We start from the raw sequence: 14,784 nt of genomic DNA on the forward strand, positions 1-14,784 counted from the left end.
GCCGCATGGATCGAGTTCGTGTGCGTCGTGATGCTGACGGCGATCGTCTGGGCGTTGTCCGCGACATTCGACGTGAGCGAACTCGCCTATCGCTGGACGCGCAATAGCGAGCGATATCAGCTCGACGAACTGCCCGTCACGATGTTCGTGCTCGCGGCGGGGTGTGCGTGGTTCGCGTGGCGGCGCTATCGGGAGTCGCAAAGGGAATTGCTGCGCAGGCGCGCAGCGGAGGAAGAAGCCGAGCGGCTGCTCGCCGACAACCGGCGTCTCGCGAGCGAGCGCATCGAAGCGCAGGAAGCGGAGCGCCGTCATCTCGCGCGCGAGCTTCACGACGAGCTGGGCCAGTACCTGAACGCAATCGCGCTCGATGCCGGGCGGATTCGAGATCTGTCGGCGGATCGCGAGCCCGAGATTCATCGCACGTCGCTTGCCGTGATGCAAAGCGCGAGCTTCGTCTATCGGCAGATCGGCGGCATGATCCGCAAGCTGCGGCCCATCGGCCTCGATGAACTCGGCTTGCCGAGCGCTATGGAGCATTGCGTCGAAGGCTGGCGCGAGCGCCTGCCCGATGCGTCGTTCAAGCTCACCGTCGACGGCGACTTCGACGGCTTCACCGATGCGCTCAACATCACGCTCTATCGCTTCGTGCAGGAAGCGCTGACGAACGTGTCGAAGTTCGCGCGCGAGTCGAGCGTCGAAATCTATCTGGTGAGAGCGCCGCTCGATGGCGAGCGCGGCGGCGAGATCGTCGTGACGGTCGCCGACGACGGCCCCGGCGCCGATCTGTCGAAGCCTCGCGCGGGGCTAGGTCTCGTCGGCATGCGCGAGCGCGTCGAGGCGCTCGGCGGCGAGTTCCATGTCGCGAGCGAGCCGGGACGAGGCTTTCTGCTATGCGCCCGCGTGCCGCCTCACGTCGGGCTGCCAGAGCACAGCGTACCGAGCGTTCCCATCGAACCCGACGAGCCGAAAAGCTCGTGAGGCGTGGCTAGCTCAGAGAACTGAAGCCCTAGGCGCTGCGCGATCTGCACGAGCTGCACGCCGTTGTTCGCGCCGAACTTCTGCCGGATCGCCGACTGATGATTCGCAATCGTCTTCTGGCTCAGGCCGAGCCGCTCGGCGATCACGGGCAGCGTATAGCCCTGCACGAGCAGACGCAGCACTTCGAACTCGCGCGCGGATAACTGGCGTCCCGGCGGCCCTTCGTTGAACATCGTCCGCAACGCGAGCGCATGCGAGACGTCCGCGCTCAGATAGCGCACGCGCCGCGCGACGGCGCGCACCGCTTCGACGAGCACATCGGGGGCGCTCGCCTTCGTCACATAGCCGCTCGCGCCCGCATCGAACGCGCGGCGCACGAAAAGCGCCTCTTCGTGCACGCTGAAGATCAGCACGCGCGCATCGGGCTCGCGCGCGAGCATCCGGCGCATCGCTTCGATGCCGCTTGCGCCCGGCATCGCAAGATCCATCACGACGACATCCGGCTGCAATGCGCAAAAGCGCTGGTAAGCCTGCATCGCGTCGGCCGCTTCACCTGCCACGCGCACGTCGGGGCTCAGTTCGAGCAGACGTCGATAGCCTTCGCGCACGACGGCGTGATCGTCGACGAGAAGCACGGCGATGGCGGGCGTCGTCATGATCGCGTTGTCTCTTTTGGGGGCGTCGTTGTCGTTGTGGTCGTTCCCGTTGCCGCGCGCGTACCGCCATGTGCACCGCTTTCCGCGCCGCTATGTGCGTCAGCAGCGAACCGCCGCGAATTCGCGTCGTTGCGGAACATGACAGGCTGTTCGTCGGGTGCGAGCGTCGCGCCACGTCTGGCCGCGTCGCGTACGACTTGCACGACCCGCTCGTGATGCTCCGACTTGTCGCAGACGGGATCGGCATTGGTGGCGTCGTGTGTCAGCAGATACGCCTGGCAGCGGCAGCCGCCGAGATCTTTTTCTTTTTCGTCGCAACTGCGGCACGGCTCCTTCATCCATTCGAAGCCGCGAAAGCGGTTGAACGCGTCGCTCGCGTACCAGATGTCGGCCAGCGGCATGTCCTTCACGTTCGGAAACGTGAGGCCGGGGAGCGAGCGCGCCGAATGGCAGGGCAACGCGGCGCCATCGGGCGCGACGCCGAGGAACACTGAGCCCCAGCCGTTCATGCAGCGCTTGGGCCGCGTTTCGAAGTAGTCGGGCACGACGAAGAAGATCTTGCAGCGGTTGCCGATCTCCCGACGATACCGTTCGACCACGGCTTCCGCTTCGCGCAGCTGCTCGGCCGTCGGCATCAGTTGCGCGCGGTTCGCATGCGCCCAGCCGTAGTACTGCGTGTTCGCAAGCTCCAGATATTCGGCGCCCATCGCGAGCGCCATCTCGATGATCTTGTCGACGTGCGGCAGGTTGTAGCGATGCAGCACGCAGTTGAGCACCATCGGAAAGCCGTGTGCCTTGATCGAACGCGCGACGCGGTTCTTCAGATCGAACGTGCGCGTGCTGCTCAGAAAGTCGTTCAGCTCCTGGGTCGAATCCTGAAACGACAGCTGGATATGATCGAGCCCGTTCGCCTTGAGCACGTCGAGCCGCGCATCCGTCAGCCCGACGCCCGATGTGATCAGGTTCGTGTAGAAGCCGAGCTTGTGCGCTTCGGCGACGAGTTCTTCGAGATCGTCGCGCATCAGCGGCTCGCCGCCTGAAAAGCCGAGTTGCGCGGCGCCGAGCTTGCGCGCCTCGCGCAATACGCCGATCCATTGCGCGGTGCTCAACTCGTCGCGTTGGTGGGTGTAGTCGACCGGGTTGTAGCAGAACGCGCAATGCAGCGGACAGCGGTACGTCAGTTCCGCCAGCAGCCACAACGGCGGGCCGACGTCGCTTCGCGCCGCCTGCTGCCCGTGCTGCCGTTCTGCAATCGCGAGATCGCTCATGCTGTTACTCCAGCCAGCCACGCGAGCGCGCGTGGTCGACGAATGCCTGAACTTCGGGCGCGAGGCCCGTCGCGTTGAAGGCCTGTTCGAGTTCCGCGACGAGCGTCGGCATGTCGCGCGTGCCGTCACAACGCAACAGGATTTGCGCGGCGCTCTGATTCAGTTTCACCATGCCTTCGGGATACAGCAGCACATGCGCATCCTGGGCCGGTTCCCATTGCAGACGGAACAGGCTGCTGAGCTTCGGGCCGCGCTTTTCACCGCCTTGCGCGGCGCTGTCATGTGGGGTGTTCGTCGGCGTATTCATGCGGGAAAAGCCTTTTCGATCGCGTCGAGCATGGTCCACAGAATGTCGAGCTTGAACTGCAGGATGTCGAGCGCGCGTTCCTGTTGCTCGCGCGTGCGGAAGTGATCGAGCGTGACGGCGAGACCGTGTTCGACATCGCGCTGCGCAAGCGAGATGCGCGAGCGGAAATACGCGAGTCCTTCGGGCTTGATCCACGGATAGTGCTCGGGCCACGTGGAGAGCCTGTCCTTATGAATCTGCGGCGCGAAGATTTCCGTCAGAGACGAGCAGACGGCTTCCTGCCACGGCGCGCGCCGCGCGAAATTCACGTACGCGTCGACGGCGAAGCGCACGCCGGGCACCACGTGTTCGAGCGACCACAATTCGTCGCGTGATAACCCGACGGCATCGCCCAGGCGCGCCCATGTTTCGATGCCGCCTTCGTCGTCGCCGTAGCCGTCGTGATCGAGAATGCGCAGCACCCAGCGACGGCGCGTCGCGCGATCAGGGCAATTGGAGAGAATCGCGGCATCCTTCAGCGGAATATTGATCTGATAATAGAAGCGGTTCGCGACCCAGCCGCGAATCTGCTCGCGCGAGCATCCGCCGCTATTCATCTTCACGTTGAACGGGTGATGAATGTGATACGCCTGACCCTTCGCGCGCAATTGCGCTTCGAATTCTTCGCGGGTCCATGCGGGGCCGGTGTCGCTCTTGAGCCTCATCGATCGCTTCTCCGTTGCTCTGTCTGTGCTGGCAGCGCGCGCTGCCGCCTACAGTTCGAACAGCATCCCGTCGTGCGCGACTTCGATGCCGTGCTGCGCGAGGATGCGCCGCTCGGGACCGTCGTCGATCAGAATCGGGTTCGTGTTGTTGATATGTATTAGCACCTTTCGCGCGTTCGGCCTATCGAGCGAATCCAGCACGTCGATCATGCCGCCCGCGCCCGTTTGCGCGAGATGGCCCATGTCGGCGGCCGTTTTCTTCGACAGGCCCAGTTCGATCATTTCGTCGTTCGTCCACGTCGTGCCGTCGACGAGCAGCAGATCGGCGCTGCGCATCGCCTCGCGGATGTGCGGTTCGAGCACGCCGAGACCGGGCGCATAGAACACGCGCTTGCCCGAATCGGGCGCGGTGAGCAGCAAGCCGATGTTGTCGCCGCGCTCGGGCGCCGCGCGATGCGGCGAGTAGGGCGGCGCCTTGCTCGACAGCGGCAGCGCTTCGATGCGCACGCCAGGCAGCGCGCCGATTTCGAACGGGCCGGCATCGAGTGCGATCATGTGGCGCTCGGTGCCGCAGTAGTGCGACAGGATCGAGACGATGGGAAAGCCCGTCGACAGGTCTTGCCACACGGCCTCGGTCGCGTGCAGCGCAAGCGGCGCGCTGTTCTCGCGCAGCATCAGCAGACCCGTCACGTGATCGATCTGCGCATCCATCAGCAGCACGGCGGCGATGCCCGTGTCGCGGGCGCGGCGCGCGGGCTGCATCTCCGGATTCGCGGCGATCTGCGCGAGGATATCGGGCGACGCGTTCACGAGCAGCCACGCAATGCCATCGACGCTCACCGCAATCGACGACTGCGTGCGCCGCCGCGCATTGAGCGTGCCCTTGCGCACGCCGTCGCAGTTGTGGCAGTTGCAGTTCCATTGCGGAAAGCCCCCGCCCGCCGATGAACCGAGCACCTTGATCTTCATTGTCCGCGCACTCCTGAACAGGCCTTGAAAAAGCGCTTCGATCGATGAGCGTCGAGTGTCATCGCAGTCATGGCAGCATCCTGCGCAACAGTCCGTCGCGGTCGATCAGCTGATGCTTGATCGCGCCCGCGACGTGCAGCGCGATCATGACGATGAAGATCCATGCGACGATCTCATGAATGCCAAACCACAGCTCGCGCATCGGCTTGTCGTCCCAGCCCCATTTCGGCAGCAGGAGTCCCCAGAAGCGCGTGCCGTACGTGTTGAATGACGAGCCCAGATAGCCCGTCACCGGCATCGCGATCATCGAAACGTATAAAAGAACCTGCGTGGCGCTCGCGGCGGCGCGTTGCCACGCTCGCATCGGCGGCAACGGCGGCCTGCCGGATACCATGAGAACTCCGATGCGGATCAGCACCAGCAGGAAAATCGTCAAGCCCAGCGACTTGTGAAAGTTGATCAGCGTGGCCTTGAAGGGCAGGCCGCGCGGCAAGCCAACCATGTACAGGCCGATCGCAAGCATCGCGATGATGCCGAACGCGATCAACCAGTGCAGCACGATCAGCGGCATCGGGTAGCGCGCTGGCGCTTCCCTTTCCGTGCGCGCGACGTCGGTCGAGCGTGTGGCGTTCATGATGTCGGTTCCCTCGATCATTTGGGCGGCGTCCGCATTATTCGACGATCAGCAGTTCGCCGCGTCCATCGACGGCAAGATCGCCCGCGTAGCGCCGTGGCGGCCTGTGCGCATCGAGCGCCGCAAAGGGCGTAAGCCGTCGTTTCATTAACGCAGATGCAGAAGCCATCTCGCTGCATTGCGCGGCAAGCGCACGCGCGAACAGCGACCAGAACACGTCGAAGCCGCGCCCGCCTGCCGTAAAAGTCGGCGGCACGCGTTCTGGCCGTTGCAGTAGCAACAGTGTGCCGCGCCGCATCCCATAGCCATAGTGTGCACCCAGACGGCCCGCGATGCCGATCGTGCCCGCGACGAGCCGCGAAGCCGCGTAATCGCCCGTATCGCCGCCGATCAGCACGGTGCCGCGCCGCATCCGGTCGGCAAGGCGCGCGCCCGCGTTGCCCGCGACGATCAGCGTGCCGCCCGTCATGCCTTCCATTCCGCCTGGCCGCGCGCCCGCGACGAAATCGCCGCTGTGGCCCTCGACCGTCAAACGCCCGCCGCGCATCTCGCAGCCGGTGAAATGCCCCGCGTCGCCTTCGATGTCGAGCGTGCCGCCCGTCATTCGCAAACCGGCGTAATCGCCGACGGGACCCGTCACGCGCACGCTGCCCGCATCGAGTCGCGCGCCGATGCAATCCAGCCAGCGGGCATCGCCTTCGATCACGACGCGCGCTGGCGCATCGTTCGTCGCGAGCGAGACGTCGAACAGATCGCCGATCGCAAACACTTCGTTGCCGGCGGACAGCAGGAGCCGCCCGATCGCGTCGCCCGACAGCGCCGACAACGCCGACGGCAGCAGCGGCGAGCCGTCGACGCGAAAGCCCGGCGCGTGCTTCACGCGCAACGTGATGGCGGTCATGGCGCGCCGTCCTTCCCGGCATTCGTCGCGCCGCCCGAGGTGTTGCCCGAGGTGTCGCCTGTCTCGCGCTGCACAATGCCCGCGGCCAGTTCGCGCAGCCTGAAATGATAGGGCCCGAGCTTGCCGCCATAGTTCCCGGCGGAAATGCGCACGACATCACTGCCCGCTGCCGATGCCGCGTCGATGCCCGCCGTCATGGCCGCACCGACGTCGGCATCCGTCAATCCGTCGATCACGATTTCGAGCACGCAGCCGGTCTGCGCATCGAGTTCGCTGCGATGCGACAAGCCGACCAACGTCGGACAAAACGCATCGTTCGTCGACGCGACCGCGCTTTTGTATTTCGACCCGATCTTCGACCCCGAACGCACGACGCCGCCAGGAAAGGGCGTGATCACGTTCGAAAGGCGATGCATCGCGGCGACGGCGGCTTCCGCTGCCGCCAGCGCGCTGTCGAGATCGCGCGCGAGCAGCAGCAGGTTGCCGCCGCCGACGGACTTCACTGTCTGCACCGTTTCTTCGCAGACGAACTCGCCGTCCATCACGGGCACGCGCCAGTAGCGCACGCCGTTCAGCACCTTCGAAATCTGCCAGCCGTCGCCGAAAAAGCGCAGCGAGCCGCCGAGCGGCGCGGCGTCCGACAGCGGCGCGCGCGTGGTCGCCGGATCGATGCCGTTGTAGACGGCCGTCGTCGGGCACGTCAGCACGCATTGGCCGACGCGCCGCACGATCTGCTTCGCCAGCTCCTTCGACGACACCGCGAAGATCAGCACCGAGATGCCGGGCCGGCCGTCGGGTGTCGCGTCGGCGGGGATTTCGTGCTCGATGCCCGCCTCGCAGCCGCAGTCGATCACCGACGTCGCGAAGCCCGTCAGCGAATCGGCCGCCGCGCGCGCCCAGCGCGGCGTGTGCGCGGTGATGACGAGCCGCGTCGCCTTCATCGGGAAGGCTTCAGCAAACGTGTCGTCGATCAGGGTGTCGTTGATCTGCATCGCGCGTTTTGCCCGGTCTGTCCTTGTCTTTGTCGTGCGAATCACGCCCGCGCGAAGCACGCGACGGGCAACAGCCGTCCGCCGCGGCAGCACGCGCAGATTTCGTCGTCGCTGATCGCGGCATGGGCGAAATTGGTGGCCAGATTCGCTTCGCTGTACTGGCGCAGCGTCGTTTCGATGCTCCTGTCGAAATCGGGGGAGACGAAGTGGATGCCGCCCGTCGGCGTCGACACGAGATTGCCGTCGCGCGCGACCAACTGGCCGTCCTTGAACACATACGCGGGCGACGTGAACATCCGCTCGCGGTCGGCGTCGTCGCGATAGACGGCGATATCGGCGGCGGCGCCCGGTCCGAGATGGCCGCGGTCTTTCAGGCCGAGCAGTCGCGCAGGGCCCGCGCGCGTGACGATCGCGATCTCGTACAGCGAGTACTCGCGTTTCAATTCCTGTAGCGCAGTCGCGATTTTCGCTTCGGGATGCAGCCGATCGAGTTGCGCGTCGCGGAACGGCTTGTCCATCAGCAGGCGAATCAGATGCGGATAGCTCATGAACGGGCCGCCGTTCGGATGATCGGTCGTCATCGACACGCGCCACGGGTCGTTCATCAGCAGGAAAATTTCCAGCCCGATGATCCATTGCAGCGCGTTCACATAGCTTTGCTCGCGATAGCGGAACGGCACCACGCCACAACCGGCATCGCATTCGATGTCGCCGACAATCCACTTGTGCGGCCGCGCGAGCGGCGCGTTCTTGAACTGCATCATCGTGTCGCCGGATGCCGTGACCGTCTGCCCGAAGATGATCTGGCCGACGTCGATCGACACGTTGGGCCGCGCGTTCGCGGCCTCCGCGATCGCGCGCGCGCCCGACGAAAACTTGCGCGGCCCTTCCGTGCCGTAGCTGTGGAACTGGATGTGCGTCAGATGGATGGGCAGGCCGTCGGCGGCATCCATCGTCGCGATCGTCGAATCGATATTGCCCGGCACGCCGAGATTGCTCGCATGCACGTGCAACGGATGCGGCACGCGCAGTTCCGTCAGCGCGCGGGTCAGCGTGCGCAACACGTCGCGCGGCGTGATGCCGTAGTGCGCGTGCGCCTCGTCGACATCGAGCGAGCGCTGGTTGAACTTGAACGCCGAAATGCCGCCGGGATTGACCACCTTCACGCCGAGCGCGCGGCTCGCGTGCATCGTCCAGCCGACGTAATCGCGCAAGCGCTCGAAGTCGTCCTTTGCGGCGAGCATCTGCAAGAACAACTCGTCGTTGCCGAGCATCACATAAGCGCCGTGGTCGATGATCGGCGTGTCGCCCATTTCCAGATGCGCATGTCGCGCATTCGACGCGATCATCGCGGGCTCGAACGCGGCCGTGTAGCCCATCTCCGCATAGCGATAGCCCGTGGCGAGCGTGCCCGGCGTGCAGATCCCGCACGACGGCATGCGCAGATAGCGGCCCCGTTCGTCCTGCACCGCTTCATACGCGGCGTCGCGCGGCGCGTCGTCGCGATGGTCTTCGGGCAACAGCAGCCGGGACAGGTTCGTCTTGCCGCCGCCAATGTGCGAATGCAGATCGATGCCGCCCGCCATCACGATCATGCCTTGCGCGTCGTAGTCCACGTCGACGGCGCCATCGGCGGGCGGCGCGACGATGCGGCCTTCGCGGATATAGAGGTCGCGCACCTCGCCGTCGATGCCGTTCGCGGGATCGTAGAGGCGGCCGCCTCGCAGTCGCGCGATGCTCATGACGGCCTCCGCGTCAACGCGGCGCGCGCGGCGAGGTCGTCGGCAAGACGCGCCGCGATCGTCGCGACGCTCGGCAGCGCAATGTTCCGCGCGGGATGCAGCGGCACGACGACGGATGCATCGACGCGAAACAGATGTCCGTCGCTGTCGATGCCCGGCGTAGCGACGGGAATGAACACGGTCTTCGCGCCGCGCGGCGCGATCGACGATGCGAGCGTGGGTGCGCCGAGCACGACGACGGGCACGTCGTCGCGCAGTTCGGCGGGCAGCGCGTGCGGCTCGAAGCTCGCGATCCACAACAGCGCGTCGACTTCGCCTGCCGCGAGCAGGCGCGCCATCCGATAGCGATACGGATCATGATCGAGCGGCGGCGTGCCCGGCAGCCGGTCGGGCTTCGACAAGCGCGTGCGCAACGGAAAGCCCGACAGCCACGTGACGGCCTGATTGACGCTCAAAGCGCCGTCCGCGCCGCCGAGCGTCAGCACGCCCGCGCGGCTCCTTCCGTTGATCGCCTTGACGATGCGATGCAACGCTTCGATCAGCAGCGCCGCATGCGGTTGCGGCAAAGCGGCGGGCTCGATCACGAATGCCGTGTAGCGTGCCTCGTGTATGCGCGCCATCAGCGACGCAAGCTCGATCGCGATGCCTGTGCCGTCTTCGAGCGCTTCGGGCTTGCGGCCTTCGGCAATCGCCGACCACAGCGCGAGCACATCGTGCAGCGATGCAGCGGAAAGAGTCGAACCGGCGCGCGCGTCGTCGAGGCGGCTCGCGACGGGATCGATCTCGCAGCCGACGAAGCGTATTTCGCGCTGCATCGCCGTGCCGCTCGCGATGCGTTCATAAAAGCGCGGATGCTGCGCGGACGGCTCGCAGCCGAACACGACGAGCAGGTCCGCGCGCGAGCGCACTTCCGACAGCGTCGTGAAGAACGCGCCGCGATCCTGCATTGCGAGCGTCGCGGCCGTCATCGCGTCGCCCTGCAACGAATCGACGATGGCGCCGCAGCCGGCTGCGAGCGCATAGAGCGCGCGCGTTCCCGCAATGTCCGTCGCGCAGCCGAACAGCGGGCGGCGCGATCGGGCGAGCACCGTGACGGCTTCGTCGAGCGCGGCATCGAGCGATGCGGGCGTGCCGTCGATCGATGGCGAGCACACGTTGTCGCTTGCGTCGTAGCGCGTCAGCGCGTGCGCGAGGCGCGGGCAGTCGGTGAAGGGCGCCGTGAGCGTCCCGTCGTTGCCGGGATGGACCACGATGTCGTCGCACAGCAGCGGGCAGAACGGGCAGGTCCAGTCGGTCGTCGCCGCGGGGAACGGCAATGCCCCTTCAGCGGGCGACGCCGCATTGGCATTCGTGACGGGGGAGTTGGACTCGTGCATGAGAACCCGTTCAGCAAGGTCCGTGCCGATTTCGCGCATGCTCGCGTCGTACGCCAATGAGGGGCGGCTCGCGTGACGCAACGCGTGCGTGCGCGCCATTGTGCGTCATTGCGGTGCTCGCCGATGGACTACGCGTTTCACGCTTTTGGGCGCAACGCATCGAACCATCGAACGCCAGCGCACGTGTTCGGCGAATGAAGCGGTTCCGCGTATCGCGCGGCCTGCGGCGCGCAGCACAGTATGTGCTCCGCGCTGCAACAGTGTGTCACTTCGGGACACCACGGCGCGCAATGCGCAGGCGACACGCGCCGTTGCTGCAACGCGGTCCGCGTGGCATGGATATTGTTTCGCGGTTCACGCCGAAGCGTCGGCGTTCACCGTGCGCGAGTTGCAAGCATATCGATGAGCCTGCCGTCATGAAGCGCCGACGCGACCAGCCACGCATCGGCGCCGCTGCGTGCCGCTGCATCGAGATCGTCGCGATGACGGATGCCGCCCGCGCCGATCAGCGTGCGCTGGCCCCGCTTGGCCGCTTGCGCGCGGATCGCGTCGAACGTATCGAGGTCGGGGCCTGCATCGGCGCCGACCTGATCGAGCGTCATCACGATCACGCGCGCGGGCCATGTCGACGGCGAACGAAGCGCATCGGCGATGCCGGGTGCCGAGATCAGATGGCCGCCGCGATGATCGAGCGACAGGATGGGCGCATAGCCGGCCGCTTCGGCTTCGCTCAATGCATCGGGCGAGCGCAGCGATTCGGAGCCGAACACGGGCACGATGCGCGCAATCGCCTCGCGCTCGAATGTGGAGCCGACAGCGGAAGCGATGCGCGCGAAGTGGTCGAGCATCGACGGGAAGTCGGCATAGCCGGCGTCGAGCCAGATTTCGAGCGGCGCGCTTTGCGGGTCACGCTGGCCGTGAGGATCGGCGAGGCGCGTGGCAAGTGTGGCGAGCGTCGATGGGTCGGCGTCGCTTGACATGATCGCGCCCAGGTCGGCGACGTACAGTACACGCGTGCCGCTCGCGGCGAGCAGCGCGCGGGCGACGGCGAGCGGTTCGCTCGACGCGCAGAGGGAAGACTGGATGGGCCGATAGCTCGCGCGGTCGCCGCGTATCGCGCGCACCGCGTGAGCATCGAGCAGATCGAGTACCGGGATCACCTGCATGCGGAGACGTTCCTTGATGAAGATCTGGGTTTATGAGTATCTCACCGGCGGAGGCATCGACCGGCAGTTCGCGGACAACAGCAGTCTCGCGGACCTGAGCGCGCTCGTCGTCGAAGGACGCATGATGCGCGATGCGATTGTCGGCGACCTGCGGCAGCTCGAAGGCGTGCAGGTGAGCTTCGCCAGTTCGCGCTTCGAGACCGTCGACGAAGGCATCGCGCATTGCCGCGCGAAACCCGGCGAAACGATGCTCGAATTCGTCGGGCGTGCCGCGCGCGAGCACGACTATGCGTGGATCGTCGCGCCCGAGTGCGACGGCCTGATGCTCGATCTCGCCGATGCCGTCGGTCCCCAGCGCTGGATCGGCTGCACGAAAGAAGCGATCGCGCTCGCGTCGAGCAAGCGCGCAACGGCGCAGCGCCTCGCGTCGCGCGGCATCGCCGTGACGCCCGCGCTCGAAGCCGCGCAGATCGACGCGCGCACGCAACGGCGCTGGGTCGTCAAGCCCGACGACGGCGCGGGCGGTCTCGATACGCATGTGTTCGATGATGCGGACGGTGCGCGCGCCGAATATGCGGCGCGCCGCGCGGCGGAGCGCGACACGGTGCTTCAGGAATGGGTGGACGGCGATCCGCTGAGCGTGTCGCTGATCTGCGATGGTTGCAACGATTCCGATGGATCGCGCACGATGCTCGTCAGCATCAACCGTCAGCGCATCGGCGTGGCGGCGGCCGTGGCGGGGCATCCTGGGCGGGTCGTCGGCTTCGAGGGCGTGGAGATCGGCTGCATCGAGCGCAACGGCGCGCAAGGCCGCGCGCTCGATGCGCTCGCGCAGCAGGTCGCGGCCGCGTTGCCGGGGCTGCGCGGGTTCGTCGGAATCGATGTCGTGTGGCACCCGAGCCGGGGCCCCGTCGTCATCGAAGTGAATCCGCGCGCAACCGTCGCGTATGCGGGTCAGTCCGCGCGGCTGGGCCGCAATCTCGCCGCCGATGTGCTCGCGGCGCACGGCCTGTATGTTCGCGCGCGTCCCGCTGCCGACAAGGCGCTCTCCACTTGCGGAACGGGAACATGAGCGCGTCTTCTGCCTTGAGCGAATCCGCTATCTTCGGCTGGGATGTCGGCGGCGCGCACGTGAAGGTGTCGCGCGTCGACGCGAAGGGTGCCGTCGCCGATATCGCGCAATGGGCCTGTCCGCTGTGGCAGGGGCTGGAACATCTGGGTCGCGCGATCGACGATGTGGCGGCGCGCTGGCCCGATGCGCTTCATGCGCGCTCGCGCCATGCGGTGACGATGACGGGCGAGATGGTCGACCTGTTCGCGGACCGCGAGCACGGCGTGCGCGCAATCGTCGATACGCTCGCCGCGCGCATCGGCAACGCAACGCTCTTCTTCGCGGGCGCTTCTGGCTGGCTCGACGCCGCGTACAGCGTCACGCAATGGCGAGCGGTGGCATCGGCGAACTGGCTCGCGACGGCGCAATACATCGCGACGCGCATGCGCGACTGCGTGCTGATCGACATCGGCAGCACGACGACGGATATCGTGCCCGTCGTCGCAGGGCGCGTCGCGGCGCGCGGCTCCAACGATGCGGCGCGGCTCGCGACGGGCGAGCTCGCATATCACGGCGTCGTGCGCACGCCGCTGTGCGGCGTCACGCATCGGATCGCGTTTCGCGGCGAGACGACGGGCGTGATGAACGAATGGTTCGCGACGAGCGCCGACGTCTACCGTCTGACGGGCGAGCTATGGCCGCTGCACGACCAGCACGCGAGCGCGGACAACGGTCCGAAGACGATGGCCGCGAGTTGCGCGCGGCTCGCGCGGATGATCGGCCGCGATGCCGCCGATGCGCCCGAGCACGAATGGCGCGAGTTCGCGTTGGCGTGGCGCGACGCCCAGTTGCAGGCGATCGGCGCGAGCTTCGCGCAGGTGCGTGAAGCGCATCCGTCGTTGCAAGGGGCGCCCATCGTCGGCGCGGGATGCGGGAGATTTCTGGCGGCGTCGCTGGCGCTTGCGAATGCGCGTGCATACGTGGACTTCGGCACGCTCGCGCGTCCGGCGGCGAGCGCGCCCGAGCACGCCGCCGAATGGATCGCGACGTGCGCGCCGAGCGTGGCCGTCGCATTGCTGATGGCGAACGGACTCGCGCAGCGGCGAGCGTCGGCGCGCGCCGCGTGAATGTTTCCGCGAGCGTGCGCGGCTGTGTGGCATGCGGCGCGCTTCGATGTGTTTCGACGCGTTTCAATGCGCGACACGCGTGGCCGCATGCGGACTTCGCGGTATCGGGCGCGTGATGCGTAGTGGGGCGCGGATGGGCATCAGCGGGGCCATCAGCGGGGGGCCATTAGCGCGGCACAACGCCGCCGTGGAGTCGAACGAGAGCGAGGTAACGGACATGTGGGTGGTGAAGATCGGGGGAAGCCTGAGTCACGACCCGTCGCTGCGGGACTGGCTCACGCAGCTTTGGGAAGTCGGCGGCGGGCGCGTCGTGATCGTGCCCGGTGGCGGGGACTTTGCGGACAGCGTGCGTGCGTATCAGCAGGAATGGCAATTCGACGATCTCGCCGCGCACAACATGTGTCTGCTCGCGATGACGCAATACGCGCTTCTCATGCAGGCCGTCCTGCCCGATCTCGTGCTCGCGACGAACGAGGAGCTGATCCGGCGCGCGTTGCGCAAGGGCAAGGTCGCCGTGTGGATGCCCGTGTGCCTGATGCGCGTCACGCCCGATTCGATGACCAACTGGGACACGACGTCCGACAGCCTCGCCGCATGGCTGTCGACGACGCTGAACGCCGAGCGCCTGATGGTCGTGAAGTCATGCCCCGTCGGCGAGGGCGTGCCGCTCGTCACGCTCGCGTCGAAGGGCGTGGTCGATCCGAGCTTCGTCCACTATGTGAAGGAGGCGAACTACGAGGTCGAACTGTTCAGCAAGACGGATATCGCGCTGGTGCGCGAGCGGTTGCTGAATGCGTCGGCGGTTTGAGCGGTTTTGAGCGTGTGTGTCGGCGCTGCGGCGGTACGGTGCACGTGCGCACGCATCACATTGCGTCGGCGGTTTGAGTGGTTTTGAGTGTGTGTGTCGGCGCCG

Annotated in this window: 15 protein-coding genes; 4 read left to right on the forward strand and 11 right to left on the reverse strand. The window is 66.5% G+C overall.

From position 1 onward, the window contains the following. Positions 1 to 30: 30 nt before the first annotated feature. Entirely contained in the window at positions 31 to 978 is a 948-nt protein-coding gene (locus tag AB4Y32_RS33150; protein WP_368725395.1) for a sensor histidine kinase, read from the forward strand. Here AB4Y32_RS33150 and AB4Y32_RS33155 read toward each other — a convergent pair. The 11 genes from AB4Y32_RS33155 to AB4Y32_RS33205 form a co-directional block, all read right to left on the reverse strand. Beyond that, positions 909 to 1,634, reverse strand: a complete 726-nt coding sequence (locus AB4Y32_RS33155) for a response regulator (RefSeq protein ID WP_368725359.1) — start codon at positions 1,632 to 1,634, stop codon at positions 909 to 911. The genes AB4Y32_RS33150 and AB4Y32_RS33155 overlap by 70 nt on opposite strands. Further along, a complete protein-coding gene (gene pqqE / locus AB4Y32_RS33160; RefSeq protein ID WP_368725360.1) occupies positions 1,631 to 2,902 on the reverse strand; it encodes a pyrroloquinoline quinone biosynthesis protein PqqE in 1,272 nt (423 codons plus the stop codon). Before pqqE ends, AB4Y32_RS33155 begins: the two co-directional genes overlap by 4 nt. Positions 2,903 to 2,906: 4 nt before the next feature. Beyond that, positions 2,907 to 3,209 carry a pyrroloquinoline quinone biosynthesis peptide chaperone PqqD gene (pqqD, locus tag AB4Y32_RS33165; RefSeq protein ID WP_368725361.1) on the reverse strand — a complete coding sequence of 101 codons (303 nt, stop codon included), beginning with the start codon at positions 3,207 to 3,209 and terminating at the stop codon, positions 2,907 to 2,909. After that, positions 3,206 to 3,913 carry a pyrroloquinoline-quinone synthase PqqC gene (gene pqqC / locus AB4Y32_RS33170; RefSeq protein WP_368725362.1) on the reverse strand — a complete coding sequence of 236 codons (708 nt, stop codon included), beginning with the start codon at positions 3,911 to 3,913 and terminating at the stop codon, positions 3,206 to 3,208. The genes pqqD and pqqC overlap by 4 nt, the downstream gene beginning before the upstream one ends. A 48-nt stretch (positions 3,914 to 3,961) precedes the next feature. Continuing rightward, positions 3,962 to 4,882 (reverse strand): pyrroloquinoline quinone biosynthesis protein PqqB, encoded by a 921-nt coding sequence (gene pqqB / locus AB4Y32_RS33175; RefSeq protein ID WP_368725363.1) that lies wholly within the window; start codon positions 4,880 to 4,882, stop codon positions 3,962 to 3,964. A gap of 67 nt (positions 4,883 to 4,949) precedes the next feature. Then, positions 4,950 to 5,516 carry a cytochrome b gene (locus AB4Y32_RS33180; RefSeq protein WP_368725364.1) on the reverse strand — a complete coding sequence of 189 codons (567 nt, stop codon included), beginning with the start codon at positions 5,514 to 5,516 and terminating at the stop codon, positions 4,950 to 4,952. Positions 5,517 to 5,553: 37 nt separating this feature from the next. Further along, positions 5,554 to 6,417 carry a formylmethanofuran dehydrogenase subunit C gene (locus AB4Y32_RS33185; RefSeq protein WP_368725365.1) on the reverse strand — a complete coding sequence of 288 codons (864 nt, stop codon included), beginning with the start codon at positions 6,415 to 6,417 and terminating at the stop codon, positions 5,554 to 5,556. Then, positions 6,414 to 7,409 carry a formylmethanofuran--tetrahydromethanopterin N-formyltransferase gene (gene fhcD, locus AB4Y32_RS33190; protein WP_368725366.1) on the reverse strand — a complete coding sequence of 332 codons (996 nt, stop codon included), beginning with the start codon at positions 7,407 to 7,409 and terminating at the stop codon, positions 6,414 to 6,416. The genes AB4Y32_RS33185 and fhcD overlap by 4 nt, the downstream gene beginning before the upstream one ends. A gap of 41 nt (positions 7,410 to 7,450) precedes the next feature. Further along, a complete protein-coding gene (locus AB4Y32_RS33195; RefSeq protein WP_368725367.1) occupies positions 7,451 to 9,151 on the reverse strand; it encodes a formylmethanofuran dehydrogenase subunit A in 1,701 nt (566 codons plus the stop codon). Next, entirely contained in the window at positions 9,148 to 10,527 is a 1,380-nt protein-coding gene (locus AB4Y32_RS33200) for a formylmethanofuran dehydrogenase (RefSeq protein ID WP_368725396.1), read from the reverse strand. The genes AB4Y32_RS33195 and AB4Y32_RS33200 overlap by 4 nt, the downstream gene beginning before the upstream one ends. 374 nt (positions 10,528 to 10,901) lie before the next feature. Beyond that, complete coding sequence (locus AB4Y32_RS33205; protein WP_368725368.1) at positions 10,902 to 11,693, reverse strand: HisA/HisF-related TIM barrel protein; 792 nt, start codon at positions 11,691 to 11,693, stop codon at positions 10,902 to 10,904. A 13-nt stretch (positions 11,694 to 11,706) separates the two neighbouring features. On the opposite strand from AB4Y32_RS33205, the gene AB4Y32_RS33210 reads away from it, so the two are divergent. From AB4Y32_RS33210 to AB4Y32_RS33220, 3 genes are all read left to right on the forward strand, one after another. Beyond that, positions 11,707 to 12,765 carry an ATP-grasp domain-containing protein gene (locus AB4Y32_RS33210; protein ID WP_439899875.1) on the forward strand — a complete coding sequence of 353 codons (1,059 nt, stop codon included), beginning with the start codon at positions 11,707 to 11,709 and terminating at the stop codon, positions 12,763 to 12,765. After that, the gene (locus AB4Y32_RS33215) at positions 12,762 to 13,871 is read left to right on the forward strand and encodes a hydantoinase/oxoprolinase family protein (protein ID WP_368725370.1); all 1,110 of its coding nucleotides are present in this window, start codon (positions 12,762 to 12,764) and stop codon (positions 13,869 to 13,871) included. The genes AB4Y32_RS33210 and AB4Y32_RS33215 overlap by 4 nt, the downstream gene beginning before the upstream one ends. 217 nt (positions 13,872 to 14,088) lie before the next feature. Next, positions 14,089 to 14,679, forward strand: a complete 591-nt coding sequence (locus tag AB4Y32_RS33220) for an amino acid kinase family protein (protein WP_368725397.1) — start codon at positions 14,089 to 14,091, stop codon at positions 14,677 to 14,679. Positions 14,680 to 14,784 lie beyond the last annotated feature (105 nt).

It is taken from the genome of Paraburkholderia phymatum, from assembly GCF_040965635.1.
Lineage (GTDB): Bacteria > Pseudomonadota > Gammaproteobacteria > Burkholderiales > Burkholderiaceae > Paraburkholderia > Paraburkholderia phymatum_B.